This window comes from Vibrio sp. C8, from assembly GCF_054051265.1.
Map to the genome: position 1 here is coordinate 528,985 of NZ_JBPAOE010000011.1, position 26,977 is coordinate 555,961.

General features: G+C 43.0%; 19 protein-coding genes. 13 read left to right on the forward strand and 6 right to left on the reverse strand.

Annotated elements, in window-relative coordinates; genetic code table 11:
• Nucleotides 1-333 precede the first annotated feature (333 nt).
• From ACRQQK_RS08555 to nspC, 4 genes are all read left to right on the forward strand, one after another.
• On the forward strand, nt 334-3,012 hold the full coding sequence (locus ACRQQK_RS08555; RefSeq protein WP_457510967.1) for a hypothetical protein: 2,679 nt from the start codon (nt 334-336) through the stop codon (nt 3,010-3,012).
• Between the two features lie 552 nt (nt 3,013-3,564).
• Entirely contained in the window at nt 3,565-6,450 is a 2,886-nt protein-coding gene (locus ACRQQK_RS08560) for a diaminobutyrate--2-oxoglutarate transaminase family protein (protein WP_457510969.1), read from the forward strand.
• Between the two features lie 13 nt (nt 6,451-6,463).
• Nucleotides 6,464-7,708 (forward strand): carboxynorspermidine synthase, encoded by a 1,245-nt coding sequence (locus tag ACRQQK_RS08565; RefSeq protein WP_102963360.1) that lies wholly within the window; start codon nt 6,464-6,466, stop codon nt 7,706-7,708.
• Between the two features lie 127 nt (nt 7,709-7,835).
• Entirely contained in the window at nt 7,836-8,969 is a 1,134-nt protein-coding gene (gene nspC / locus ACRQQK_RS08570) for a carboxynorspermidine decarboxylase (RefSeq protein WP_457510971.1), read from the forward strand.
• 104 nt (nt 8,970-9,073) lie between these two features.
• On the opposite strand, the gene ACRQQK_RS08575 is transcribed toward nspC, so the two are convergent.
• Entirely contained in the window at nt 9,074-9,586 is a 513-nt protein-coding gene (locus ACRQQK_RS08575) for a glycine cleavage system protein R (RefSeq protein WP_042487752.1), read from the reverse strand.
• 329 nt (nt 9,587-9,915) lie between these two features.
• On the opposite strand from ACRQQK_RS08575, the gene ACRQQK_RS08580 reads away from it, so the two are divergent.
• The 6 genes from ACRQQK_RS08580 (at nt 9,916) to gntR (ending at nt 16,049) form a co-directional block, all read left to right on the forward strand.
• Nucleotides 9,916-10,932: a TRAP transporter substrate-binding protein gene (locus ACRQQK_RS08580; protein WP_457510973.1), complete on the forward strand. Its 1,017-nt coding sequence runs from the start codon at nt 9,916-9,918 to the stop codon at nt 10,930-10,932.
• A gap of 66 nt (nt 10,933-10,998) precedes the next feature.
• The gene (locus tag ACRQQK_RS08585) at nt 10,999-11,556 is read left to right on the forward strand and encodes a TRAP transporter small permease subunit (RefSeq protein WP_337163536.1); all 558 of its coding nucleotides are present in this window, start codon (nt 10,999-11,001) and stop codon (nt 11,554-11,556) included.
• Entirely contained in the window at nt 11,549-12,865 is a 1,317-nt protein-coding gene (locus ACRQQK_RS08590) for a TRAP transporter large permease (protein WP_457510976.1), read from the forward strand. The genes ACRQQK_RS08585 and ACRQQK_RS08590 overlap by 8 nt, the downstream gene beginning before the upstream one ends.
• 66 nt (nt 12,866-12,931) lie before the next feature.
• A complete protein-coding gene (locus ACRQQK_RS08595; RefSeq protein WP_457510978.1) occupies nt 12,932-13,438 on the forward strand; it encodes a gluconokinase in 507 nt (168 codons plus the stop codon).
• Nucleotides 13,439-13,452: 14 nt separating this feature from the next.
• Nucleotides 13,453-14,922, forward strand: coding sequence for an NADP-dependent phosphogluconate dehydrogenase (gene gndA / locus ACRQQK_RS08600; protein WP_457511108.1), 1,470 nt, complete (start codon nt 13,453-13,455; stop codon nt 14,920-14,922).
• 125 nt (nt 14,923-15,047) lie between these two features.
• Entirely contained in the window at nt 15,048-16,049 is a 1,002-nt protein-coding gene (gene gntR, locus ACRQQK_RS08605; RefSeq protein WP_457510979.1) for a gluconate operon transcriptional repressor GntR, read from the forward strand.
• A gap of 39 nt (nt 16,050-16,088) precedes the next feature.
• Here gntR and ACRQQK_RS08610 read toward each other — a convergent pair whose 3' ends face one another.
• Complete coding sequence (locus tag ACRQQK_RS08610) at nt 16,089-17,024, reverse strand: DUF3943 domain-containing protein (RefSeq protein WP_457510981.1); 936 nt, start codon at nt 17,022-17,024, stop codon at nt 16,089-16,091.
• Between the two features lie 141 nt (nt 17,025-17,165).
• On the opposite strand from ACRQQK_RS08610, the gene ACRQQK_RS08615 reads away from it, so the two are divergent.
• Nucleotides 17,166-18,404, forward strand: a complete 1,239-nt coding sequence (locus ACRQQK_RS08615; protein ID WP_457510983.1) for a CinA family nicotinamide mononucleotide deamidase-related protein — start codon at nt 17,166-17,168, stop codon at nt 18,402-18,404.
• Between the two features lie 237 nt (nt 18,405-18,641).
• Nucleotides 18,642-18,902 carry a 30S ribosomal protein S6 modification protein gene (locus ACRQQK_RS08620; protein ID WP_102953074.1) on the forward strand — a complete coding sequence of 87 codons (261 nt, stop codon included), beginning with the start codon at nt 18,642-18,644 and terminating at the stop codon, nt 18,900-18,902.
• Between the two features lie 46 nt (nt 18,903-18,948).
• Here the strand turns inward: ACRQQK_RS08620 and yfaE are convergent, their stop codons facing one another.
• The 4 genes from yfaE to ubiG form a co-directional block, all read right to left on the reverse strand.
• Nucleotides 18,949-19,227, reverse strand: a complete 279-nt coding sequence (yfaE, locus tag ACRQQK_RS08625) for a class I ribonucleotide reductase maintenance protein YfaE (protein ID WP_457510985.1) — start codon at nt 19,225-19,227, stop codon at nt 18,949-18,951.
• On the reverse strand, nt 19,227-20,360 hold the full coding sequence (gene nrdB, locus ACRQQK_RS08630; RefSeq protein ID WP_457510987.1) for a class Ia ribonucleoside-diphosphate reductase subunit beta: 1,134 nt from the start codon (nt 20,358-20,360) through the stop codon (nt 19,227-19,229). Before nrdB ends, yfaE begins: the two co-directional genes overlap by 1 nt.
• A 73-nt stretch (nt 20,361-20,433) precedes the next feature.
• Nucleotides 20,434-22,716, reverse strand: coding sequence for a class 1a ribonucleoside-diphosphate reductase subunit alpha (gene nrdA, locus ACRQQK_RS08635; protein ID WP_457510989.1), 2,283 nt, complete (start codon nt 22,714-22,716; stop codon nt 20,434-20,436).
• Between the two features lie 463 nt (nt 22,717-23,179).
• A complete protein-coding gene (gene ubiG, locus ACRQQK_RS08640) occupies nt 23,180-23,893 on the reverse strand; it encodes a bifunctional 2-polyprenyl-6-hydroxyphenol methylase/3-demethylubiquinol 3-O-methyltransferase UbiG (RefSeq protein ID WP_457510991.1) in 714 nt (237 codons plus the stop codon).
• A 371-nt stretch (nt 23,894-24,264) separates the two neighbouring features.
• Between ubiG and gyrA the strand changes: the two genes are divergently transcribed.
• Nucleotides 24,265-26,913, forward strand: coding sequence for a DNA topoisomerase (ATP-hydrolyzing) subunit A (gene gyrA, locus ACRQQK_RS08645; RefSeq protein WP_457510993.1), 2,649 nt, complete (start codon nt 24,265-24,267; stop codon nt 26,911-26,913).
• Nucleotides 26,914-26,977 lie beyond the last annotated feature (64 nt).

Here is a 26,977-nt window from a genome sequence, read left to right on the forward strand (position 1 = left end):
ATGTGGAATTATCTCTTACTCGACCATTGAGATACTTCATTTTTTGGGGCGAGCGATAAAAAGGCCATGCCTTAGTTTATGCAAGCTTAGTTTATAAATTAGGATTTTGAGAGTTTAGTTCAAAAAAGTACCAATGATTATTTTCCTTATTTATTGAAACCTTAGTTGATGTTTGAGCCTTGACTCTACTAAATCAGTTGAATGTCCAATTAGCTATTACTAATGTTTAAGTATGAAAACTGCTCACGCAGTGGCGTGTGAACATTCGTACAAGTTGTAGTGTAAGAGACGGTGTGCATACGTGTTATTGACACGCTCATAGGGAATAGGCTCATGAATGCACGTACACTCAGCCAATTTATGTTAGCTAACGTAACTTTGGTCATTGATAGGCAAGGTCAAATTCGAGAACTTACCGCTGGCGCTGCACCTGCTCCCGGTGAGGTGGTGATGACGGTTAGTGACGGGCCAGATCCACAGGTTCAAGCTCAGTTAATTCAACCAGACAATCAACCGACTCAGCTCAACCTCGATGATGAGGTCGCTCAAATACTCGCGCAATTAGAGCAAGGTGTTGACCCTACATTAAATCCTGATCAAGCAACCGCCGCTGGTGGAGCAAATGGTTCCAGCCCTACTGACACGGGTACCATTGATATGACGCTTGCTGAGGTGCTCGCTCAAACAGCATTTGATACTCATGGTCTCCAAGATCCTGCTCTCTCCCAAACACAAAGTTTGGCTATTGACTTAGTCGTTGCGCAAGCCCTTGCACCTATCGCTCCTGTTGTAAGTGCTGCGGCATTAGATGTAGATCAATCGCCTTATTTTATTGACGACGGTTTAGATGATGAAGATACACACGATACATCTGTAGATGACGATGAAGATGGTCAGGTAGAAGCGTACAACATAAGCTATTTTGAAAATAGCATCGGTATTGAAGGCGAAAATCCAACTGTTTTGGGACAGGTAAAAGCTTTTGACCCTGATTTTCCTGATGGTGGTGGCTCGCTTGCTTTTTCACTTGAGGCAGACCCCGATCACCCAAATGATATTAATTATTTCACTATCGATGAAGAAACAGGTGAAATCTATTTAACAGCTGAAGGCGCTGCTGCATATACAAATGACTTTGAAGACTTAAATGGACCAGACAACGAGCATCATGTTTACGTTGTGGTATCTGATGGGGTTAATCCTTCTGTGAGGGTGCCTGTTACACTTAATGAAATGAACGTCAATGAGCCACCAGCCTTTGTTGATACATCTTACACTGATGAAACAGACGTATCTGATGACCCAAATAATTATTTGCCAGGTAATGACTTTACAGAGGCGACGAATGATGGCGAAAGTCCAGCAATAGCAACTTATAAATTTTATTATGACGAAAACAAAGATGAAGGCGTAGCTATTGGCCAAGTTCAAGCTAATGATGTTGATACAGGTAATTTAAACTACGGCATTGAAAATAATGTGTCGGTGACTGTAGGAGACAATACGTTTGATTTATACCAAATCAATTCTTTGACTGGTGAAATTAGTTTAACTGCGCTCGGAGCCCAATATTATTCAAATTATGAAGATGGTGATAATGACCATCAAATAACAGTCTTTGTAAGAGAAATATTTGGTGAGGAAGGTTCTGAAACATATGGCGATAAAGTCTATGCGACTGTCGATTTGTTTGAGCGTAATGTTAATGAAGCTCCAAAAGGAGAAGATTTTACAGTTACGTTAAATAGTGAAGAGCCAGTTCAGATTAATTTTGACACTGGAATTGGTACATTTGGTGACCATATTTCAGATGAAGATGTTGACTTCTTTACACAGCAACAGTTGTCAAATGGTGAGCCTTACACAGCATTTGATGAAAATCAGGATTTATTCAGAGACAATCAATTGTTTATAGTAATCACAAGTGCTCCTAGTGCAGGAACGCTTTACTATAATGGCGAACCATTGGACGCTTTTCCAACACAATATTTAGACCCTAATGCTATAACCTATAAGCCTGAATTTTCGGGGGAATTTAGTGTCGATTTCTCTCAAGTAAATATCCCTAGTGGGGGGAGTCAATATAGCTTTTTACTTGATTTGGGCAACGAGATGTCCGTTACATTAAAAGCAACTGAGTATTCAGGTGGTGGACCGAATAAAGGCTATATTACTTTGCATGATAATCCGGGTAGCCCTGATGATCATCAAGGTATAGGAGTAGGAATTGATGATGGTAATGGTATTAATAACAATGAAATTCTTACTTTTGACCTAAATGAAAATCCATTACAAAGTGTTACTTTTGGTTTAGGTGGATTGAACCCTGGCCAAGGTGCAACAGTAACGTATACTTTGGAAAATGGAGGGACGGTTTCAATTGTTTATACTACAGATAGTGAAAATGTTGCTTATGACGAAGATACTGGGGTTTATAGCGTTACTTATAGTTCGATTTCCAATTCAATAACCCAAATAGACTTCACCACAGATGGTCATTCTAACTATGTAGTAACTAATTTTTCTGGAGTAGAAAGTGTTGTTAGCGAATCGGATAGTTTCGAGTATGTAGTAGTAGATTCGTTAGATAATTTGGCTGACGAAGATGATTTAACTAGTGAACCCTATACTGTAACGATTAGTGCGGGGTCTGATAGTAGCATATATGCTCAAGTTGGAGGTGAAACACTTCAAGGAACGGAGGGCGAAGACATATTCACATGGCTTGATTCCGCTTTAGATAACAGTACTGACACAGTTAAAAACTTTACTGTAGGTACTGACTCGATTGAGATAGGTTCAATATTAACTGATCAATCCACTGATGCAGATATCGGTGCATTGTTAAGTAGTAATGTTATACAGGCGACGACAAGTGATAATGACGTGGTAATAACAGTGAATCACGGAGTAGACGAGCAACAAACTATAGTGATCGAAGATATATACACTGTTGGTACAGAGTTTGTTGCAGCTGATTTGTTAGCTGATCTCGCTAAAGTGAGCGAATAAGCTTTATATGTGTCTCGTTGTTTCAAAGCCCTTGCTATGCAGGGGCTTTTCTTTATCTAGTATCCAGTACCAATTATTTGCTCAATATTATGTGTTTGATTTGTAATAAAGAGCATTATTTTCACATGATTTCATATTGCAAAAAGCCACCGTTTTATGTTAATTTCCGCCCCAATCTCAGACAGAGTTTCTGGGGGATACGCGTAATGACCATTCAGGCTGATTGTGACATTACGTAGGGTAGGTATCAGTAAGTCCTTTTACTGATAGACGGGATACTCTTGCTGTGGGAACAGCATGTGAATGGGATACCCAACATTGATTTCATTTAAACTACAACCACGAATCAGCTTTGTACTTCCAGAATGCCCTGTTTATCAAGACAGCAGCATTACAGAACCTTGAACCTCTGATTTAGTTAATCGTCATCAATCTGATGACCCGTATTCCGTATTTGCTTAATGCATTCGGAATTTTTTGCTATTTGTCATTTCTCTCTTTTACTGACGTGCGGGAAATGAACGGAAATTATTATTTTTCAAGGTGATGAAGATGAGTACAGCCTTTGAAGTCGATAACACTATCGCAACCATTATGTCTAACCAAATTCCAGTACTAGACGGATTGTATGATCTGACTCCGGATGAAGTGTTGCTTGACCAAGCTGCGCATGAATCAGAAGTTCGTTCTTACCCACGTCGTCTACCTATCGCTATTAAACAAGCTTATGGTTGTTTAGTAGAAGATACACGTGGCCAAATCTTCCTAGATTGTTTGGCGGGTGCGGGTACTCTGGCTTTAGGTTACAACCATCCAGAGATTAACCAAGCGCTTAAGCAACAGCTTGATTCTGGTTTGCCATATCAAACACTGGATATTCCAACAAAATCTAAAACTGACTTTATTAAAGCAGTAAAAGGTTTTCTTCCTTCTGAACTTGGTGACGACTGTGTTATTCAGTTCTGTGGTCCATCTGGTGCAGACGCAGTTGAAGCGGCGATTAAGCTTGCTAAGCAAACCACTGGTCGTAACACCATGTTTGCGTTCCGCGGTGCTTACCATGGTATGACTAACGGTACTATGGGCATGATGGGTAACCTGAACACGAAAGCTCGTCGTACTGGTTTGATGTCAGATGTTCACTTTATGCCTTTCCCATACAGCCTACGTTGCCCGTTTGGCCTAGGTGGTGAAGAAGGTGCGAAAGCGAGCATTCGTTACATTGAACGTCTTCTTAACGACGACGAAGCTGGCATCATGAAACCTGCTGCGATTATCGTAGAGCCAGTTCAAGGTGAAGGTGGTGTTATCCCAGCTCCAGCACATTTCCTACGTGAACTACGTCGTATCTGTGATGAGCACGGCATTCTATTGATCTTTGATGAGATCCAATGTGGTGTAGGTAAATCTGGCTACAACTTCGCGTTTGAAGAAGCGGGAATTATTCCAGACGTACTATGTCTATCTAAAGCAATTGGTGGCGGTCTACCAATGGCGATTCTGGTTATCAACAAGAAGTTTGATACATGGAAACCAGGTGAACACACCGGTACTTTCCGTGGTAACCAGCTAGCTATGGTATCTGGCGCGAAAGCTTTAGAAATCATTACTCGTGATAACCTTGTAGAGCACGCAAACATTGCGGGCCAATATTTACGCATGGGGTTAGAGAAAATTCAAAGCCGCGTAAACTGCGTTGCAGAAGTACGTGGTAAAGGTTTGATGCTAGGTCTTGAAATTCAAGATCCAAGCGGCGAACTAAACAAGTTCGGTGAGCCAAAATCTGCACCGCAACTAACACTAGCTATTCAACGTGCGGCTCTTGAGCGTGGTTTGATGGTAGAGAAAGGTGGTCGTGACGGTTCGGTTATTCGTTTCCTTCCGCCATTGATTATCTCTTTCGAACAAATCGACTTCGCACTACGTACTCTAGAAGAAGCAATTCTTGCTGCTGGTGGCGGTCATAAAGACCCAGAGCCAAGCAACCAAGAGTGGAAGAAACACTTCATTCACACTGGTTCAATGGGCAGCGCAGAATTTGCACGTGTAATGAATCACACAACTGCTGCAATGAAAGCGGTATTTGAAGAAGTGAACGCGCCATATTCTGGTATGAATCCAAAAGCGTTGGAAGAAGCCATTTATGCTGTAGATCTTGATAACAAGAACGCGTCACTAAAAGAAGTGATTTCAGACACTGCAGAGCTAGTGGTTAAGAACTCAATTATGGTTCAACACCCTGATTGTATTGCTCACTTACATACACCACCATTGATGCCATCTGTTGTGGCAGAAACCATTATTGGTTCACTAAACCAATCAATGGATTCATGGGACCAATCTTCTGCAGCAACATTCGTTGAGCAGAAAGTGGTTGATTGGATGTGTGAGAAGTACGAGCTAGGTGCTAAAGCTGACGGTATCGTAACGAGCGGTGGTACGCAAAGTAACCAGATGGGTCTAATGTTGGCTCGCGACTGGATTGCGGACAAACTAAGCGGTCACTCTATCCAGAAGCTAGGTCTACCTGATTACGCAGACAAACTACGTATCATTTGTTCTAAGAAGTCACACTTCACAGTACAAAAATCAGCATCTTGGATGGGTCTTGGTGAGAAAGCGATTATTGCGGTAGACGCGCTTCCAAACGGCACTATGGATGTAACAAAACTAGAAGCTGCGGTTGAACAAGCTAAAGCTGAAGGTTTGATTCCATTTGCAGTTGTAGGTACTGCGGGTACGACTGACCACGGTGCTATCGACGATTTAGCGACGATTGCTGATGTTGCAGAGAAACACGACCTATGGATGCACGTAGACGGTGCATACGGCGGCGCGTTGATTCTAAGCAGCCATAAAGATCGTTTGAAAGGCGTAGAACGTGCTCAGTCAGTGAGCGTAGACTTCCACAAATTGTTCTTCCAAACAATTAGTTGTGGTGCGCTACTTCTAAACGATAAAAACAACTTCAAGTACCTGCTTCACCATGCAGACTACTTGAACCGTGAGCATGACACTCTGCCAAACTTGGTTGATAAGTCTATCTCTACGACAAAACGCTTTGATGCCTTGAAAGTGTTTATGACGATGCAAAACGTCGGTCCTAAACAACTAGGCGCAATGTACGACCATTTGTTAGACCAAACTCTACAAGTGGCTGATTTGGTTCGTCAGCATAAAGCCTTCGAGCTTTTGGCTGAACCATCTTTGTCTACCGTGTTATTCCGCGCAGTAGACAGCCAAGCGAAAGATTTCGATGAGCTTAATAAAGCAGTTCGAATGGAAGCGCTGGTACGTGGTATCGCAGTATTAGGCGAGACCATTGTGGATGGCAAAACTGCCTTGAAATTCACAATATTGAACCCATGCTTGAAGATTTCGGACTTCGAATCTCTACTGGCTAAAATTGAAACTCTAGCGTCAGAGCTAGCGAAATAAAGGTAACGGATAAATGTCAATTCTACAGATTGGTGCGGGCGGTGTTGGTTGGGTTGTCGCGCATAAAGCAGCTCAAAACAACGACGTGCTGGGTGATATTACCATTGCTTCTCGTTCTATCGGGAAGTGTGAGAAGATCATTGAATCGATTAAGGGTAAAAATAACTTAAAAGATTCGACTAAGAAGCTAGAAGCTCGTGCAGTTAACGCAGATGATATTGAGTCATTAGTTGCGTTGATTGAAGAAGTGAAGCCTGATTTAGTGATTAACGCCGGTCCTCCTTGGGTCAATGTTCCAATTATGGAAGCGTGTTATCAGGCAAAAGTATCTTACTTAGATACATCAGTGGCTGTTGACCTTTGCTCTGAAGGTCAACAAGTACCAGAAGCTTATGATCCGCAATGGGCTTTCCGCGAAAAGTTCAAACAAGCAGGTATCACAGGTATTCTTGGCGCTGGCTTTGATCCAGGCGTAGTGAGTGTGTTTGCTGCCTATGCGGCGAAACATCTGTTCGATGAAATCGACACTATCGACGTTATGGACATCAACGCGGGTGATCACGGTAAGAAGTTCGCAACCAACTTCGACCCAGAAACGAACATGCTTGAAATCCAAGGTGATTCTTTCTATTGGGAAGAGGGTGAGTGGAAAACAGTTCCTTGTCATACACGTATGCTGGAATTTGATTTTCCAAAATGTGGTCCGTTCAAAGTGTACTCAATGGCACACGATGAAGTTCGTTCTCTAAAAGAATTCATTCCTGCAAAACGCATTGAATTCTGGATGGGCTTCGGCGACCGCTACTTGAACTACTTCAACTGCATGCGAGACATTGGTTTGCTAAGCCCTGAACCGTTAACTCTGCAAGACGGTACAGTTGTGCAACCTCTACAAGTTCTGAAGGCCATGTTACCAGACCCGACCTCTTTGGCTCCGGGTTACACTGGTTTAACCTGTATCGGTACTTGGGTTCAAGGTAAGAAGAATGGTGAGCAACGCAGTGTATTTATCTACAACAATGCAGACCACGAAGTGGCTTACAAAGATGTAGAGCATCAAGCAATTGCTTACACTACTGGTGTTCCTGCGATTACTGCTGCATTGCAATTCTTCCGTGGTGAATGGGCTGATTCAGGCGTGTTCAACATGGAGCAGCTTAATCCGGATCCGTTCCTAGAAACTATGCCATCTATTGGTCTGAACTGGGAAGTTCTTGAACTTCAGCCAGCTCAGCCTGAGATTCATATCCTTAAATAATCCACCTCTTATGAGAGGGTAGATGGATAGTTAATAGTTGAAGACAGCCGTCACTCAGGTGATGGCTGTTTTTTCCATTTTGCGATTGATGAAGTGTTGCTAAGGCAATACGCGGGAAATAAACAAGATGCAAAAGAGTGAATTGAAAACTCCTTACTTTATGATTGATGAGTCAAAACTGATCGCCAATCTGGAAATTGCAAAACGTCTGAAAGAAATTTCAGGTGTCAAACTGGTACTGGCGCTGAAGTGTTTTTCTACTTGGGGCGTTTTCGACATTATTAAGCCTTACTTAGATGGAACAACCAGTTCAGGCCCATTTGAAGTGAAACTTGGCTATGAGACTTTTGGCGGTGAAACTCACGCATACAGCGTAGGTTACAGCGAAGATGACGTTAAAGAAGTGGCAGACATTTGTGACAAGATGATCTTCAACTCTCAATCTCAACTTTCTGCACACCGTCACCTTGTGGAAGGCAAAGCGTCAATCGGTTTGCGCCTTAACCCAGGTGTCAGCTACGCAGGTCAAGATCTTGCTAACCCAGCACGTAAATTCTCTCGCCTAGGTGTTCAGGCTGATCACATTGATGGTTCGGTATTCGAGACCATCAATGGTGTAATGTTCCACATGAACTGTGAAAACAAGGATGTGGATGCCTTCATCGGCCTGCTTGATTCAATTTCAGAGCGTTTTGGTGAATACCTAAACAAACTGGATTGGGTGAGCATGGGCGGCGGCGTATTCTTCACATGGCCGGGTTATGACGTTGAAAAACTGGGCCTGGCTCTAAAAGCTTTCTCTGAAAAACATGGCGTGCAACTATACCTAGAGCCGGGCGAAGCGGTAATCACTAAGACAACTGACCTTGTGGTTACCGTTGTTGATATCGTCGAAAACGGCATGAAGACGGCGATTGTTGACTCTGCGACTGAAGCACACCGTTTAGATACACTTATCTACAATGAGCCTGCTTCAGTACTGGAAGCCAGTGAATCTGGCGAGCATGAATACGTGATTGGTTCCTGTTCATGTTTGGCAGGTGACCAATTCTGTATTGCTAAGTTTGATCAGCCATTGCAAATTGGCCAGAAGCTTCATATCTTGGACAGTGCTGGCTACACCATGGTGAAGCTTAACTGGTTCAATGGTTTGAAGATGCCTTCTGTTTACTGTGAACGTAGTAATGGCGACATTCAAAAGCTGAACGAGTTTGGCTACCAAGACTTCAAACGTTCGCTTTCTCAATGGTCTGTTAAATAAGACTTATCGAGTAATAAAAAACCACCCATTTCTTAAACGAGAAAGGGTGGTTTTTTTATGCAGCTTAGTTTTATCAGTTAGCTAATCTTATGATTCAAATCAGTTTACGACTCAACGATAACACGAGTATCTTCGCTTAAAGATTCCAGTTCGCTGACCACATCATTCAATTGACGTTCAACAGGCAAACGTACAGCTAAGTTTGCTGTAAATAAGCTAGAGCTCACGCCACCACCGCCAGCGATAAACACGCGTTGGCAATCCATATCCAGAATTTGCACTTCTTGTTCATCAAGAACGTGGGTGATCTCGTTAACTACGCCGTAGCGGTCGTTAGAATCAATACGAAGTTGGTAGATTTTATCTTCGAGTTGTACGTGCTCAGCTACATCGACAATTTTTACCAGCAGATCAGGTGTGGCATAAAATGCTTCTTTGACGACATCTGCATTCTCTTCCGGTATTTCAATTTTGATAACAGCAGCAACTTGATCTTCAATAAAATTCACTTTGCTAATTAGCCACTTACCACTTTTTTCATTTGTCGCAGCGGCCAAAGATTTGATTGTTGAGGGGGTTGCTTTTCCTACGAAACTTACAATAAAGGTACAAGTCATATACGGCCTCCGAACATCATTACAAAATCACTTTTCTCTTTGAGTTTAGGCGTTATATGTGTTCAAGACTTGACCAAGGTCAATTTTTTGATGTCGCGATATTCTAATAATTTCATTTATTTAACCCTCTGCACATTTGTTCAGGCTTATGTCCACCGAACCTGTTAATTACTCTTTTATAAAAATAGAGGGTTTGTTAATTAATGTTTAAATCCTGTGATCGCCCGCAAAGACTTTTAGTGATAGTTACCGGTAACATGTCACCTCAAGGTTACCGGTAACATAAAAATATAATCCGGTATTTACGTGAAGCAAATAAGGATAGACAAATGAAAGCTATGACGAGAACGCTTATCGCTACTGCTGTGACGGGCTTAGTGTCCATGTCAGCGATGGCGGCTGATTTCAAACTGAAAATTCAGTCTTCTGACCCATCGGGTGACCGCAATTTCCAAATTCAGCAAGTATGGGCTGATAACGTTGAAAAAATGTCTGGTGGACGTATCGACATTGACTTGTTACCCGTTGGTGCAGTGGTAAAACATACAGAAACTCTAAGCTCAATCAAAATGGGTATTCTTGATGGACACGTAACTGCTACAGAGTTCTTTTCTGGTCAAGATCCAGCATTCGGCCTATTAGGTAATATGGTTGGCGCTTGGTCTGACACGACTCAACTTCTTCAATACATGAACTACGGCGGTGGTAACGAGCTTCTAACTGAGCTTTACAAACCTTACGGCGTTAAGTTTGTTGGTGCATCGACTACGGGTGTTGAATCTCTCGTTTCTAAGAAGCCGCTTGATAGTGTTGCAGATCTGAAAGGTCTGAAACTACGTGCCCCTGAAGGCCTGGTTCAGCAAGTTTTTGCAGCAGCAGGTGCAACTCCAGTTAACCTACCGGGTTCAGAAGTTTTCACTGGTCTTAGCAAAGGCGTTATTGATGCAGCGGACTACACAGTATTTTCTACGAACCAAAAAGCGGGTATGAACGATGTTGCGGCTCACCCAGTTCAACCTGGTTTCCACTCTCTACCGTTGATCGATATCTCTATTAGTCAGAAGAAATGGGACAAGATGCCTGAAGATTTGCAACAAATCCTCAAGACATCTGTACGTGATTTCTCTTATGACATTACGACACAGCTAAAAATTGCTGACCAAGCTGCAGTAAAAGAAGCGAACGCGAATCCAAACATCACAATTCACAACTGGTCTGATGAAGAGCGCAAGAAGTTCCGTGCCATCGCTCGTGAGCAATGGAAAGTATTTGCTGAACGTTCACCTAACGCACAAAAAGTTTACCAATCAGTGACTACGTTCCTAGAGAAGAACGACCTACTGTAATCGAAGTACTTCCTTTATTTAGAGAGGGTGTTTAGGCCCTCTCTCATTTCACTAAAAGAGTTCGTTATGAGCGAGAATAAGCTACAGGCTACATCACACCTTGATGACCAGCCAAAGAACGCATTAGACCGAGCAATCATACGTATCGGAAACACCCTTAGCTTGTTGTTTCTTTTGACTGTTGCGATTTCTTTCTACGAAGTTGTTATGCGCTACGTTTTTGATGCACCAACAACGTGGGTACATGAAACAGCAGCCTTTATCGGCGGATGTTTGTTTGTATTCGGTGGTGTGTATGCAATGGCTTCGAACAAGCACGTTCGAGTGGTTCTTATCTACGACAATGTTTCAAAACGCGCTAAACACTATCTCAATATGGTTCACCACATTGTCGGTTTGGCGTTCGCACTAATGATGGCTTATGCCTCATATATCACGGTAGAAAGCGCATGGTTTGCACCATGGGGAGAGATGCGTTTAGAGACATCTGGTTCAGCTTTCAATCCGCCTTATCCTGCGCTGCTTAAAGCGGTTATTTTTATCACTTTGGTCATTTTGGTAGTGCAGTTTGTTCTGCATATGATTCAAGAGATTCAAGCCTTAAGGAATAAACACGATGTTTGATTTATCTTCTATTGGTATTGAATGGGGCAGCTTGCTGATGCTGGTCATGATGATCGGCTTATTGCTGACCGGTATGCAGCTAGCATTTGTTACTTGTTTTGTCGCTATCGTATTTACTCTAGGCTGGTTTGGTGTTGACGCTATTCCTTTGGTCACCAGCCGTATGTATAGCTTCGCATCGGACTACATTTTCTTAGCCATTCCGATGTTCGTATTAATGGCAGCCATGCTGGATCGCTCGGGTATCGCGAAAGATCTGTTTGACGCAATGAAGTCTGTGGGGCGTAAAGTTCGCGGTGGTGTAGCAGTTCAAACGCTATTGGTAGCGGTCTTACTGGCATCAATGTCTGGTGTTATCGGTGGTGAAACCGTTTTGTTAGGTATTTTGGCACTACCGCAAATGCTGCGTTTAGGTTATGACCGTAAGCTTGCTATTGGTACAACGTGTGCGGGTGGGGCTCTTGGTACCATGCTTCCACCAAGTATCGTTCTTATCATCTATGGTATGACTGCAAGCGTATCGATTGGTGATCTGTTTAAAGCGTCATTTATCCCTGCATTTATTCTAGCGGCTTGTTATATCGCTTATGTGTTGATTCGTTGCTATATCAATCCTGCTCTGGCTCCTGATTTTAGTGATGATGAATTCGAGGACGACAATAAGCCAAGTTACTTCAAAGCACTTTTCTTCCCACTTTTATCAGTGGCAGTGGTTCTAGGTAGTATTTACACCGGTGTTGCTTCTGTAACTGAAGCTTCAGCTCTTGGTGTTGTCGGTATCATGATCAGCGCGGTAATCCGTAAAGAAATGAGCTGGAAGATGCTGCAAGAGAGTGCGATGGCGACAATGCGCACCTGTGGGATGATCATTTGGATTGGTATCGGTGCGAGTGCTTTGGTTGGCATATACAACCTGATGGGCGGTATCGACTTCGTTGAAGAAACCATTCTTACGCTTTCTGGCGGCAGCGCATTCGCAACACTGTTCATTATGATGGTGATACTGCTCGTACTAGGTATGTTCTTGGACTGGGTAGGTGTTGCACTTCTAACCATGCCAATTTTCGTACCTATTATCACGAATCTAGGATTTGACCCGATTTGGTTTGGTGTCGTGTTCTGTCTGAACATGCAGGTTTCTTTCTTATCACCACCATTTGGTCCGGCGGCATTCTACCTTAAATCGGTAGCGCCAAAAGAAATCAGCTTAGGTGAGATATTCCAGTCACTGATTCCATTTATCTTTATGCAAATTTTTGTTCTGGGTTTGGTCATTGCTTTCCCGCAGCTCGCTATGTGGTGGAAATAAAAGCAACCCATTTTATTGAATTTAGTAAGGCGGCTACGGTGAGAGTAGTCTAGGGAAGTGTGTTCAATGGACCCAAAGAAAATATTGGTTATGGGCGTTTCAGGTTGCGGTAAGAGCTCGGTTGGCAGCGCTATCGCAAAAGCATTGAACCTGAAATTCTTTGATGGTGATGACTACCACTCTGAACAGAGTGTAGAAAAGATGAGACAAGGGATTCCTCTTACTGATGAAGACCGTATTGGTTGGCTGCAACGTTTGAATAGCCTGTTTTTAGAGCATGAGTCTGCGGTGATCGCTTGTTCTGCTTTGAAACCCGAATACAGAGACATTCTACGCAACAACAATCAGGACTTAGCTATTGTCTATTTGCAAGGTGACTACGACACGATTTGGGCTCGTTTGTCACAGCGCGCAAATCACTATTTCCACGGTGAGAAGATGTTGAAAAGTCAGTTTGATACATTGATTGAGCCTGAAGCTGATGAAGCCATTTTTGTTGATGTTTCCTCCTCTATGGAAGAGGTGTTAGAACAGGCGCTTCAAGGGCTTCGTAGTAAAGGAGAAAGCGCTTGAGTTATCAGATTGCAATGGTTGGGTTAGGCGTAATGGGAAAAAGTCTTGCGCTTAATCTGGTTGATCATGGGTTTTCAGTGGTGGGCTTCGACTTGAGCCAAAGTCACTGTTTGCGAGCAGATAAAGAAGCTCAAGAACTCTCATTGACCCCGAATAAAGGACAGTTCAAAGTTGCTCAGAATCTAAAAGATTTGCTTTCTTCTTTGGCATCGCCAAGAGTGATTGCATTATCGGTTCCTGCTGGCGAGGTTGTTGATCAAGTCATCGAGCAACTACTGCAAAATGGCTTAGAAGAGCAAGATATTGTTATCGATACGGGCAACAGTCTGTGGACTGACTCTGAACGCAGAGAAGAAGTGTTCGCTGGTCGTTTACGCTTTTTCAGCACAGCGGTGTCTGGCGGTGAACAAGGTGCCCGTCACGGTCCATCTTTAATGGCAAGTGGCGATCCTATCGCATGGAAGCACGTTGAACCTATGTGGACTGCAATTGCCGCTAAAGTCGATTCGAACGGTTTATCCATTGATTCTCATCAGTCAGGCGAGGCATGTGCTGCATATTTAGGTCCGGCTGGAGCAGGGCATTACGTGAAGATGGTGCACAACGGCATTGAATATGCCGATATGCAAATTATCTGTGAAGCATATCAGTACATGCGCCAAGTTTTGCAGATGTCATCCTGCGAGATCGGTGAAGTATTTGCTGTTTGGAACCAAGGTGCACTTAATAGTTATCTGATGGAAATCAGTGCAGACATACTCAAGCAACACGATCCAAGAACGGGCAATTCGTTGGTGGATATGATTCTGGATGTCGCGGAGCAAAAAGGTACTGGGCTTTGGACAGCGGTCAATGCGTTGCAGATGGGAAGCCCTGCGACAACGATCGCTCAGGCTGTGTTTGCCCGAGCATTAAGCGCTAATAAAGGGCGTCGAGTAAAAGCCTCTTCCATATTGCCTTCAGTGAAACAAACTTGCTTAGAAGACAAGACACAGGCTCTGAAAGCACTAGAAGATGGTTTGTATTGCGCGAAATTAGTCACTTATGCCCAAGGTTTTGACTTACTCAAGAGTAAATCAGAGCTTGAGGGCTGGCAGCTCAATTTCTCAGACATTGCGAAAATATGGCGTTCTGGCTGCATTATCCGTGCGGCATTCTTGCAAAACATTTCCGCTGTATATGAGCTGAATTCTGAACTTGAGCATCTGTTATTTGCCGAAGATTTCATTGAGCAGCTTTCCAAGCGAGTATTAGGATGGAGAACATGCAGTGCTCAGGCAATATTATCCGGTGTTGCTATGCCAGCAATGACTTCGGCATTGAACTACTACGATGCTTTGTCGTGCTCACAATCTCCGGCTAATTTGCTGCAAGCGCAGCGAGACTACTTCGGTGCACATACTTATGCGCGGGTGGATGAGCCGTCTACGGATAAGTTTCATTTGCTTTGGGAAAGTGAAACTCGATTAGAAACTCACCGTTAATTAATAAGCGTCCTTTATTCGGACGCTTTTTTGATAACGGAGTCAAACAAATAAGTGCGATTAAACCTATTTCTCTATTGACCTCTTGAGTACAATGTTACCAGTAACAAAGAGAATAATTATTTATGGTAAGTAAGAAAAAACGCCCGACGCTTCAGGATGTAGCGAATTTAGTCGGAGTGACTAAAATGACAGTCAGTCGCTGTCTACGTGATCCCAACTCTGTATCTCCAGCGGTACAAGAGAAAGTGCTCGCAGCTGTCGAAGAGCTGGGTTATATCCCTAATCGTGCTCCTGATATTTTATCGAATGCGAAAAGCCATGCAATTGGTGTTCTTGTTCCGTCTTTAACCAACCAAGTCTTTGCCGAAGTTATTCGAGGCATTGAGCAAGTGACTGGTCCTGCTGGCTACCAAACCATGCTTGCGCACTACGGATATAGCTCTGAACTGGAAGAGCAGAGTGTGGCTTCATTACTCTCTTATAATGTGGACGGAATCATCCTTTCTGAAAATGTTCACACAGAACGAGTGAAAAAAATGCTGCAAACCGCGTCTATTCCAGTGGTTGAAATTATGGACTCGATTTCACCAAGGATTGAACAAGCGGTGGGTTTTGACAACTTCTCAGCAGCGAAAGATATGACTAAAGCAATGTTGGCAAAGGGATGCAAACAGATTGTCTATTTAGCGGCGCGAATGGACGAACGTACCCGCCAAAAAATGTCTGGTTATAATCAGGCGATGAATGAAGTTGGTTTAGAACCTATGGCTCTACAAACCGAAGCGGCCTCATCGTTTACTTTAGGCGCAAAGTTATTGGCCGATGCACTTGAAAAATATCCTAAGGTTGACGGCATCTTTTGCACCAATGATGACTTAGCTATTGGTGCTTTTTATGAGTGTGTAAGGCGTAACATTTCTGTTCCTAACCACATTTCTATCGCAGGTTTTCATGGACACGATATTAGCCAAGCTATGACACCAAGGTTAGCAACAGTAGTGACACCACGTGAAAAAATCGGTCTGATTGCAGCAAAAGAGATCATGAATCGACTCAATGGTGAAAAGGAATACCAAGAGTGTATTGATCTTGGCTACCGAATTGAGTTGGGGGAAAGTATTTAAAAGCGCCCACACAGCGCTTTTAAATATCAAGGATTGAGATTAGAAGGTTACTTTAAAGTTCAAAGAGTAAAACTGATCGTCATAAGGTACGCCTGAGCTTAGAGCAAAGTTCGCTGCATCGTTATTACCATACCAAGGGTCCGTTTGCAGTTGAAGTTCTGCTGAACCACCCCAAGCATTACTCACCCAGCCGTGAATATGACCAACAGGGTTCAGGAAGAACAAGCTAATATCGCCCACGGTTTCAGAGCCTAGAACTTCACCGCCATTAGCGACGATTTCTTGCTCAGTCTCGAACATGATTTCGCCTACAACCGCACCAAAGAACGGCGTGATAAAGAGATCCTGATAGGACGGTACTTCCGCAAAAGATTCTACGCCGTATTCCCAGAAGAACGCAGACATAGTGAACGAATACAAGAAAGATTGAAATTCGTTATAACCAGCATGACGTGCTGCGGTGTAGTACACGCCGCCAAAATAAGGGTGCATGATGTAGTTTAAGTAGTGCTCATCTCTGTCCCATACTGGACCAGATGAGACATTGTCTTTCCATTTCTGTCCTAAGCCGCTAAGGTTACGGTCTTCTGCATCCCATTTAGTAATAGATTCAGGAAGAAGTGTCATAAGTGCTACTGTCGCAACACTTAACCCTAGAATGGTATAGGTTTGTTGTCTTAGGTATTCAGCGTCTTTTTCGCTAGATACCGTCAGATAGCGAGGAAGTTGCTGATCAATTTGCAAGTCCTGCTGCTCAGAAAGGCTCATTGAAAATGGTGAAGGTGCTTGATAAGAAAGCGGAGAATTGAAAGCACATAAAGAATCAGCACAGTTTTCTGAGTATTCAAGTTCAAGAGGTTGTTGGTCAAAGTACATGCTTGCATTTGCACAAGCTGACATTGATAAAGTGAGGGCTGTGATGGTTTTCTTTAGCACAAAAGGCTCCAAGGCACTGTTTTTAATGATCACTGTCACAATTATCCATTAAAGTCTTGAACATGGAAACATCAAATTGCACATAAACGAAAAACTTCTGGAGAAATAGCACATTCCAGAGGATATAGTGAATGCTATATAACCGAGTATAGGTTAGGTAAATATATTAAAGGTAAGAATATGCTCAAAGTTGCAATGTTAAGCACTGGCGAGGAAGTGTTGCATGGAGACATCGTCGATACCAATGCAGCTTGGTTGTCGCGAGAATTTTTCCAAAATGGCTTTGCGTTAAACAAACGCTCAACGGTCGGAGATGCAAAAACGTCGTTAGTCGAAGAGCTATTAATGCTGAGCTTTAACGCAGATGTAGTAGTAGTGAACGGCGGTCTGGGACCAACGACTGATGATCTAAGTTCGGAATGCGCAGCGTTAGCCGCAGAACAAGAACTCAAACTGTTTCCTGAGTGGCTAGAGAAACTCGAAGCGTTTTTTGCTCAGCGTAAAATCAAAATGCCGGAAAGCAATATCAAACAAGCCATGTTGCCTGAAAAAGCGATCATCCTCGATAATCCAATTGGCACAGCCTGTGGGTTTAAGGTTCAAATTAATGACTGCTGGTTCTACTTCACTCCGGGTGTTCCGAAAGAATTTAAGCTCATGGTCAGTGAGCAGATATTGCCAGATTTGAAAAAGCAGTATCCGGAACAGGCTGGTTTAGAATGTAGTCGTCTCTATACATTCGGCACAACGGAATCGGGCATATCCGACAAGTTGGATAAACTTCAGCTTCCTCAAGGATACGTGCTTGGTTACCGTTCTTATTTGCCGTTTATTGAAGTGAAGCTGTTTGGTCCTCGTAATGACCTAGATACGCGGGTAAAACTGCTACAAATGATATATGCGCACTTGGAGCAATATGTTGTCAGCGTGGATGAACCAATGCTAGAACATATCGGTCATCTTATGGCTGAAAAAGCGATGTCACTTGCTTTGGCAGAACAATCAACCAAAGGTTGGCTATCTAATTGGCTGCTGAGCAATGCGGAGATAGAGAAGCTAAGTGGGCATAGTTGGATACTTAGCCATAAGGCGGAGGAAGGTTTGGGGCATCAGGATCCGTTGGCGGCTTCTTTTGCATTGGCTGCGGCAACGAAAGAAAAATGCGCGACCGATCTTTCACTAGTGACGGGCATGCTCAATGAAGAGCATTTCACGGTTTCCCTGTCGAGCCCGCAAGGGGAGTGGGGACAAACCTTGAAGTTCAACCGTAGTTACGCCACTTCAGAACAGAGGCAAATTATCGGTACTATTGCCGCTGATATGTTACGTCGTTACTTGGAAGGAAAACCTATTCTGGCCAAGTACAGTTCAGTGACGACAGTTAAAGACATGTATCTTCCAAGTAGTGTTTTGAATTGATCTGCATTCGTCGAATCCTACCAAGTTTTATTTTCCGTATGATGAATGGTAATAAGCTAATGAATAATTAGCTTATTACCGAAATCGATATTATCTCATTTCATATGCGTAAATTGTCTAAGATCTAAACCGATGATTTTAAGAGAGGTAAAAATTCGTCTCACAAATGAGTCAAAATTTCTCAATTTTGTTTGTAAACTGAAAGCTCGTTGCTGTGACTTCGGCAGGAGGCTGGGTATGTTTTCACAATCAAAAATCTTAGTGTGGTACGAAATTGCAAGCCAAAAAGTAGTGTTAGGAGAAGCACTTACCGGTAGTGGTGAGGATTATGATGTTGTTTCACTGTGGCGTCATGCGCCAGTCGACAATAACAATTCAAGCTATCCTGGCTATCGCTTGTCTTTGTATGATGATGGCGGCAGGGAAATCGGTCATAAATCCGTTTCTATGGGAACGGCAGATGAAATTCTATTTGGAATGAATAAAGCCAGAGCTTAGCTCTGGCTTTAATTTATCTCTGCTTGTGCGAACAAATAACGCAGGCTTATGCTCGTTTCGCTTTTGGCTGGTAATGCACATCGGCTAGTTCAACTGGCGTTTTTGCTTTACATATGCAAGGCAAAATTTCATTGCTTTGCGTATACGCCATTGCAAAACCAACATATTCGACTTCGCCGGAGAGAAGCGTGCAACGACACGCTCCACAGTGGCCATCTCGGCAGTTGTATTCCGGCTCTAACCCCGCCTGTTCCATTGTTTCTAACAATGTGTTTGACGGATTAGATTCAATAGTGATTATTTTGTTGATTTTGACCGTTGCCATTACAGCTCAAAGCCCTCGAAATCATCCGCGCCAACTTCGTTATCGATTTGACCAACGAGGTATGAGCTGATTTCTGCTTCCTGTGGAGCAACTTGAACGTTATCAGAGGATAACCATGCGTTAATCCATGGAATAGGGTTGCTGGTTGCATTAGGGTACGCTGCTTCAAGGCCAACCGCTTGCATTCGGATGTTGGTGATGTACTCAACGTATTGAGACAGAATGTCTTTGTTCAGACCAATCATAGATCCATCTTTGAACAGATATTCAGACCACTCTTTTTCTTGTTCTGCTGCAGCTTTAAACAAGTCAAAACACTCTTGCTTGCACTCTTCTGCAATTTGTAAGAACTCAAAATCGTCCATGCCGTTACGAAGCAGGTTGATCATGTGCTGTGTACCAGTGAGGTGCAATGCTTCGTCACGAGCGATAAGCTTGATGATTTTCGCGTTGCCTTCCATCAGTTCACGTTCTGCGAACGCAAATGAACAAGCAAAACTTACGTAGAAACGAATCGCTTCTAGCGCGTTAACAGACATCAAGCATAGGTATAGCTGTCTCTTAAGTGCAGACAAGCTTACTTTGATTGTTTCGCCATTAACCGTGTGTGTACCTTCGCCGTAACGGTGGTAATCGTTGCTTAACTGGATCAGAGTGTCGTAGTAATGCGCGATGTCTTTCGCACGTTTAATGATGTGTTCATTTTCTACGATATCGTCAAACACTACCGCTGGGTCATTAACAATGTTACGGATAATGTGTGTGTACGAACGAGAGTGAATCGTTTCTGAGAAAGACCAAGTTTCAATCCAAGTTTCCAATTCTGGTAGTGAAACCAGCGGAAGTAGGGCAACGTTAGGGCTGCGACCTTGGATTGAATCAAGTAGAGTCTGATACTTTAAGTTAGAGATGAAAATATGCTTTTCATGATCAGGTAACTTGTTGTAATCGATACGGTCACTTGAAACGTCAACTTCTTCAGGACGCCAGAAGAAAGAAAGTTGCTTTTCGATCAGCTTTTCAAAAATGTCGTATTTTTGTTGGTCATAACGAGCCACGTTAACTGGCTGACCAAGAAACATTGGTTCTTTAAGTTGGTTATTCTTTTTCTGAGTAAAAGTACTGTAAGCCATTTGCAGTCATCCATTTTGCCCTTCGCCTTCGTCAAAGGGCATTCAAATCAGTTAAAAATTCGAGTCAATCAGATTAGATCTTACAACCGCCGCCTGCGCAGTCGTCATCTTGTGGCTGCACCACGTCTTTTTGATCGTCTTTCGCACCATCACGAGTGTTATGGTAGTACAGCGTCTTCACACCAAACTTGTATGCAGTTAGCAGATCCTGAAGCAATTTCTTCATCGGAACTTTGCCAGACTCAAAATTGCTAGGGTCGTAGTTGGTGTTCGCTGAAATAGCTTGGTCAACGAACTTCTGCATGATGCCCACTAGGTGTAGATAACCATCGTTAGAACCGATGTTCCAAAGTAACTCGTAGTTTTCTTTGTATTTTAGGAACTCTGGTACAACTTGCTTCAAAATGCCGTCTTTTGATGCTTTTACTGATACGTAACCACGAGGTGGTTCGATACCGTTGGTTGCATTCGAAATCTGAGAAGATGTCTCAGAAGGCATCAGAGCTGTCAGAGTTGAGTTACGTAAACCATGCTCCATGATTTCTGTACGTAGTGCGTCCCAGTCGTAATGAAGTGCTTCATCACAGATCTTGTCTAGGTCGCGTTTATACGTATCAATTGGTAGTAAGCCTTTCGCGTAATTTGTTTCGTCAAACAGAGGACACTTACCGTGTTCTTTCGCTAGCTGTACAGAAGCTTTGAGCAAGTAGTATTGCATTGCTTCAAACGTACGGTGCGTCAGAGCATTCGCGCTGCCGTCTGAGTATTTAACGCCGTTTTTCGCTAGGTAGTATGCGTAGTTAATTACACCGACACCAAGCGTACGACGATTCATCGTTGACTTATAAGCGGCTGGCAGCGGGTAATCTTGATAATCTAACAGAGCATCAAGCGCACGAACCACTAGGTCAGCTAACTCTTCAAAATCGTCTAGATTTTCAATCGAACCTAGGTTGAATGCAGACAGAGTACAAAGTGCAATTTCGCCATTGTCATCTTCAACGTTAGTTAAAGGTTTGGTTGGCAGTGCAATTTCCAAACATAGGTTTGATTGACGTACTGGAGCCACACTCGCATCAAACGGGCTGTGAGTATTACAGTGGTCAACGTTCTGAATGTAAATACGGCCTGTAGAAGCACGTTCTTGCATTAGTAGAGTGAACATTTCAAGAGCTTTAACGGTTGTCTTCTTGATCGAAGCATCGTTCTCGTATTTCACATATAGACGTTCAAATTCGTCTTGATCTTGGAAGAACGCATCGTAAAGTCCAGGAACGTCAGAAGGTGAGAACAGAGTAATGTTTCCGCCTTCCACTAAACGTTGGTACATCAGTTTGTTTAGCTGAACACCGTAGTCCATATGACGAACGCGGTTCTCTTCAACACCACGGTTGTTCTTAAGAACTAGTAGCGACTGAGCTTCGCCGTGCCATAGAGGGTAAAACACCGTTGCTGCGCCACCACGAACACCACCTTGAGAACAACATTTCACTGCTGTTTGGAAGTATTTGTAGAATGGAATACAACCTGTGTGGAAAGCTTCACCACCACGGATTTCTGAGCCTAAAGCACGAATACGGCCGGCGTTGATACCAATACCCGCACGTTGAGAAACGTAACGAACAATTGAGCTCGCTGTCGCGTTAATAGAATCTAGGCTGTCACCACACTCAATCAGAACACATGAACTGAACTGACGGGTAGGAGTACGTACACCAGACATAATTGGTGTAGGTAGAGAAATCTTGAATGTTGATGTCGCATCATAGAAACGCTTGATGTAATCCAAACGTGTGTCTTTTGGATATTTAGCAAACAAACAAGCTGCTACAAGAATATAAAGGAACTGAGCACTTTCATAAATCTGACCTGTCACGCGGTTTTGTACGAAGTACTTACCTTCAAGCTGTTTTACCGCAGCATAAGAGAAGTTTAGGTCACGACGGTGATCAATAAAGCTATCAAGCTTGATGAAATCTTCACGCGTGTAATCTTCCATTAGGTGCTTGTCGTATTTGCCTTTTTCCACCATCGACGACACGTGGTCTAACAGTGTTGGTGGCTCATATTGACCATAAGCTTTTTTACGTAGATGGAATACCGCTAATCGTGCAGCCAAATATTGGTAATCTGGACTCTCTTCAGAGATCAGGTCAGCTGCTGATTTAATAATCGTTTCATGGATGTCTGACGTGGTAATGCCGTCGTAGAACTGGATGTGAGCACGAAGTTCCACTTGTGATACAGAGACATTTTGTAGGCCTTCAGCAGCCCATGTGATCACTCGGTGGATCTTATCCAGATCAATAGTTTCTTTGCGGCCATCACGCTTTGTGACAGTGAGTTGTTGGTTCATTCTGCTTCATTTCCCTAACAAAACTGATTAAAACCGTTTTTCTATGTAATTCTTGTAAAATTATTAACGGTTTTGTGATTATGCTCTTCCTATATGTAGTGGCCTAGACACTACATATAGGGGTGCATCAGTGTTCGAGTTACAACATAGTGCTATAACCCCTTTAATGCAAGTTACAGTTTAGGGGAAACTTTGTGGATAACTTTGAAAATAAAAAAAAACGTTAGTAGCCACTAACTGATGATCTAAGAACAGAGTTGATTGTAAAAAAACGAGCTTTCAAGATTGGTTTATTCGTAACCGATCAAAAAAAAATTCCCTTGATCTTTAACTAAAAATTCGAGCCAAATTTTGTTGATTCAAAATGGAACAGAATGCACGAAAATCGTGCATAAAAATGAAATATTTCTTGAAGTAGTTGAGGGTTAAAAAGCCCTCAACTTTTCGACCAGAATATGTGCAATCAGAACAAACGAGTGTGAACGATGTAATTCACATCAACATTTTTCCCTAAGCGATATGTGTCAGTCAGCGGGTTGTAAAGTAAACCAGTGATACCTTGTTCTTTAAGGTGTGTTTGGTCAACCATCTTTAGTAACTCAGAAGGGCGAATGAATTTCTCGTGGTCGTGAGTACCGTCAGGAACAATTTTCATCAGCTTTTCTGCGCCTACGATGGCAAAAAGATAAGACTTAATATTGCGGTTCAGAGTAGAGAAAAAGACGTGCCCGTTCGGTTTGACCAATGCTGCACAGGACTTAACCACGGAAAGTGGGTCAGGGACGTGTTCCAGCATTTCCATACAAGTCACCACATCATAGGTTTGTGGGTTTTCTTTTGCGTGGTCTTCGATTGTACTCTGGATATAAGTGAGCTTAGTTCCAGTTTCTAACGCGTGGAGGCGAGCAACTTCCAAAGGTTCTTTGCCCATATCTAAGCCTGTAACTTCTGCACCTTCTCGAGCCATGCTTTCCGCTAAAATGCCACCACCGCAGCCCACGTCCAGAACTTTCTTGCCGAAAAGGCCATCCGCTTTATCGAGAACATAATTGAGGCGAAGAGGGTTAATCTGGTGAAGAGGTTTGAATTCGCCTTCTAGATCCCACCAACGAGAGGCCATGTCCTCGAATTTTTTTATTTCGTTAGGGTCGACGTTTTGATTTTGAGTGGTCGTCATAGTGAATTTGCCTTTAATACTCATCCGTGGTTACGTGGGCATTATAACGTTATGAGTAAATCAAACCAGTTGTTCTCTATTTGTTTAAGCAAGAATTGATTGTTTAGTAAATATATGGGTAAAAATTAACCATTTATCAGTTGGATATGGGAGAAGTGTGTAATTTCTCCACATTTTAGAGGCAACAAACATCACAACCTGATAAAAGGGCAATGAAAGTTATGCCGAACCGTTATAAGTTGTGTTATATTTTTTCACCTTATAAGTATCAATAATATCTGGAAATTGGAAAACAGTGTCTATTCGGCTTATTTAAAGTAATAGTTCACTGTCTGGATATACCGATCAAACTATAGAGGGATAAAGGCTCTATGAGCGATCTAGCTAAAGAGATCACGCCCGTAAACATTGAAGATGAGCTTCGTGGTTCATACCTAGACTATGCGATGTCAGTTATCGTTGGTCGTGCTCTTCCTGATGTGCGTGATGGTCTAAAACCAGTACACCGCCGCGTTCTATTTGCTATGAACGTATTGGGCAACGATTGGAATAAACCATATAAGAAATCTGCCCGTGTGGTAGGTGACGTAATCGGTAAATATCACCCACATGGTGACAGTGCTGTATACGATACTATTGTACGTATGGCACAGCCGTTCTCACTTCGCTATATGCTAGCGGATGGTCAAGGTAACTTCGGTTCTATCGATGGCGACTCTGCTGCGGCAATGCGTTATACCGAAGTTCGTATGGCTAAAATAGCCCATGAACTGTTGGCTGATTTAGATAAAGAAACGGTTGATTACGTAGATAACTACGACGGTACTGAGCAGATTCCTGCTGTACTGCCAACGAAAGTTCCTAACCTGCTTGTGAACGGTTCGTCAGGTATCGCCGTGGGTATGGCGACCAATATTCCGCCACACAACTTAACTGAAGTTGTGAATGGATGTTTGGCATTCATCGACAATGAAGACATCACTATTGATGAGTTGATGGATTACATCCCAGGACCAGATTTCCCAACCGCAGCATTGATTAGTGGTCGTAAAGGTATCATTGATGCCTATAAGACTGGTCGCGGTAAAGTTTACATGCGCTCTAAAGCTGATATTGAAGCAGATAAGAGTGGCAAAGAAACAATCATCGTTTCTGAAATTCCGTATCAAGTGAACAAAGCTCGCTTGATCGAGAAAATTGCGGAACTTGTAAAAGATAAAAAAGTTGAAGGCATCAGCGCACTACGTGACGAATCTGATAAAGATGGTATGCGTATTGTTATTGAATGTAGACGTGATGCAGTAGGTGAAGTTGTTCTGAACAACCTTTATGCAAACACTCAACTTCAGACTACTTTCGGGATTAACATGGTTGCCCTTGAACATGGCCAACCAAAACTGTTTAACCTGAAAGAGATGATTAAGTGCTTCGTTGACCACCGTCGTGAAGTGGTGACTCGTCGTACTATTTTTGAATTACGTAAAGCTCGTGAGCGTGCTCATATCCTCGAAGGTTTAGCACTAGCACTGGCGAACATCGATGCAATCATCGAGTTGATCCGTAAGGCTCCAACACCAGCAGAAGCTAAAGTTGGTTTGATTTCACGTGGCTGGGATCTAGGCAACGTAGCAGCAATGCTTGAGCGTGCTGGTACAGATGCAGCTCGTCCAGAGTGGTTAGAAGCTCAATACGGTATTCGTGACGGTCAATATTTCTTAACTGAGCAACAAGCTCAGGCGATTCTAGAACTTCGTTTACACCGTTTAACGGGTCTAGAACACGAGAAGATTCTTGATGAATACAAACAGCTTCTAGAAGAAATTGCAGAGCTACTGCATATTCTTGGCAGCACTGAGCGCTTGATGGAAGTTATCCGTGAAGAGCTAGAAACGGTTCGTGATGCTTTTGGTGACGCACGTCGTACAGAAATCACAGCTGCAAGCCATGACATAGATATGGAAGAGCTGATTGCTCGTGAAGATGTTGTTGTGACTCTATCTCATGAAGGCTATGTGAAGTATCAGCTTCTAAGCGACTATGAATCTCAACGTCGTGGTGGTCGTGGTAAGAGTGCAACGCGCATGAAAGACGAAGACTATATCGAACGTCTACTAGTCGCGAATACTCATGACAACATTCTATGTTTCTCAACGCGTGGTAAGACATACCGTTTGAAGACGTATCAATTGCCATTAGCGAGCCGTACTGCTCGTGGTAAGCCAATCGTCAACTTACTACCGCTTGAAGAAAACGAACGTATCACAGCGATTCTGCCTGTAACTGAGTTCAGTGAAGATAAATTTATCTTTATGGCAACGGGCGACGGTACTGTTAAGAAGACTTCTTTGGATCAATTCGCTAACGTACGCGCAAATGGTCTGATTGCTCTTAACCTACGTGATGAAGACTCTCTAATCGGCGTAGATATCACAGACGGCAACAACGACATCATGTTGTTCTCTCAATCAGGTAAAGTTGTACGATTCAACGAACAACAAGTTCGTGCTATGGGACGTACTGCAGCTGGTGTTCGTGGTATGAAGCTAAACGGCGATGATCAAATTGTGTCTCTGATCGTTCCTAAGACTGACGGTAACATACTGACAGTAACGGAAAATGGTTATGGTAAACGTACTGTTCTAAGTGAATACCCAGCGAAGAGCCGTGCAACACAAGGTGTTGTGTCGATCAAAGTATCAGAGCGTAATGGCCTCGTTATCGGTGCGGTTCAAGTGGAAGAAGGCGATGAGTTCATGATGATCACTAACGCAGGTACTCTTGTACGTACTCGTGTTGGTGAGGTGAGTCAAGTTGGCCGTAACACTCAAGGTGTAACACTTATCCGTACATCGGAAGATGAGAAAGTCGTTGGACTACAACGTATCGAAGAAATCGAAGAAACTGAACTTCCTGAAGGGGAAGAGGGTGATGAAGTTCTAGATTCGTCAGTTGAGTCAACGGATACCGTTGAAGTTGAGAGTGATAATTCTGAAACTGATAGCGAATCCGACTCAGAATAAATAACTTTTACTATATAAAAAGCCGAGTATTAAATACTCGGTTTTTTTTATCTAAAAAACTGGA

Coding starts and splice junctions, on each gene's coding strand:
- ACRQQK_RS08555 (WP_457510967.1), top strand. CDS start 334: ATGAATGCACGTACACTCAGCCAATTTATGTTAGCTAACGTAACTTTG.
- ACRQQK_RS08565 (WP_102963360.1), top strand. CDS start 6,464: ATGTCAATTCTACAGATTGGTGCGGGCGGTGTTGGTTGGGTTGTCGCG.
- ACRQQK_RS08590 (WP_457510976.1), top strand. CDS start 11,549: ATGTTTGATTTATCTTCTATTGGTATTGAATGGGGCAGCTTGCTGATG.
- ACRQQK_RS08595 (WP_457510978.1), top strand. CDS start 12,932: ATGGACCCAAAGAAAATATTGGTTATGGGCGTTTCAGGTTGCGGTAAG.
- gyrA (WP_457510993.1), top strand. CDS start 24,265: ATGAGCGATCTAGCTAAAGAGATCACGCCCGTAAACATTGAAGATGAG.
- ubiG (WP_457510991.1), bottom strand. CDS start 23,893: ATGACGACCACTCAAAATCAAAACGTCGACCCTAACGAAATAAAAAAA.
- nrdA (WP_457510989.1), bottom strand. CDS start 22,716: ATGAACCAACAACTCACTGTCACAAAGCGTGATGGCCGCAAAGAAACT.
- ACRQQK_RS08585 (WP_337163536.1), top strand. CDS start 10,999: ATGAGCGAGAATAAGCTACAGGCTACATCACACCTTGATGACCAGCCA.
- ACRQQK_RS08575 (WP_042487752.1), bottom strand. CDS start 9,586: ATGACTTGTACCTTTATTGTAAGTTTCGTAGGAAAAGCAACCCCCTCA.
- ACRQQK_RS08620 (WP_102953074.1), top strand. CDS start 18,642: ATGTTTTCACAATCAAAAATCTTAGTGTGGTACGAAATTGCAAGCCAA.
- yfaE (WP_457510985.1), bottom strand. CDS start 19,227: ATGGCAACGGTCAAAATCAACAAAATAATCACTATTGAATCTAATCCG.
- ACRQQK_RS08580 (WP_457510973.1), top strand. CDS start 9,916: ATGAAAGCTATGACGAGAACGCTTATCGCTACTGCTGTGACGGGCTTA.
- gndA (WP_457511108.1), top strand. CDS start 13,453: ATGGTTGGGTTAGGCGTAATGGGAAAAAGTCTTGCGCTTAATCTGGTT.
- nrdB (WP_457510987.1), bottom strand. CDS start 20,360: ATGGCTTACAGTACTTTTACTCAGAAAAAGAATAACCAACTTAAAGAA.
- ACRQQK_RS08615 (WP_457510983.1), top strand. CDS start 17,166: ATGCTCAAAGTTGCAATGTTAAGCACTGGCGAGGAAGTGTTGCATGGA.
- gntR (WP_457510979.1), top strand. CDS start 15,048: ATGGTAAGTAAGAAAAAACGCCCGACGCTTCAGGATGTAGCGAATTTA.
- ACRQQK_RS08560 (WP_457510969.1), top strand. CDS start 3,565: ATGAGTACAGCCTTTGAAGTCGATAACACTATCGCAACCATTATGTCT.
- nspC (WP_457510971.1), top strand. CDS start 7,836: ATGCAAAAGAGTGAATTGAAAACTCCTTACTTTATGATTGATGAGTCA.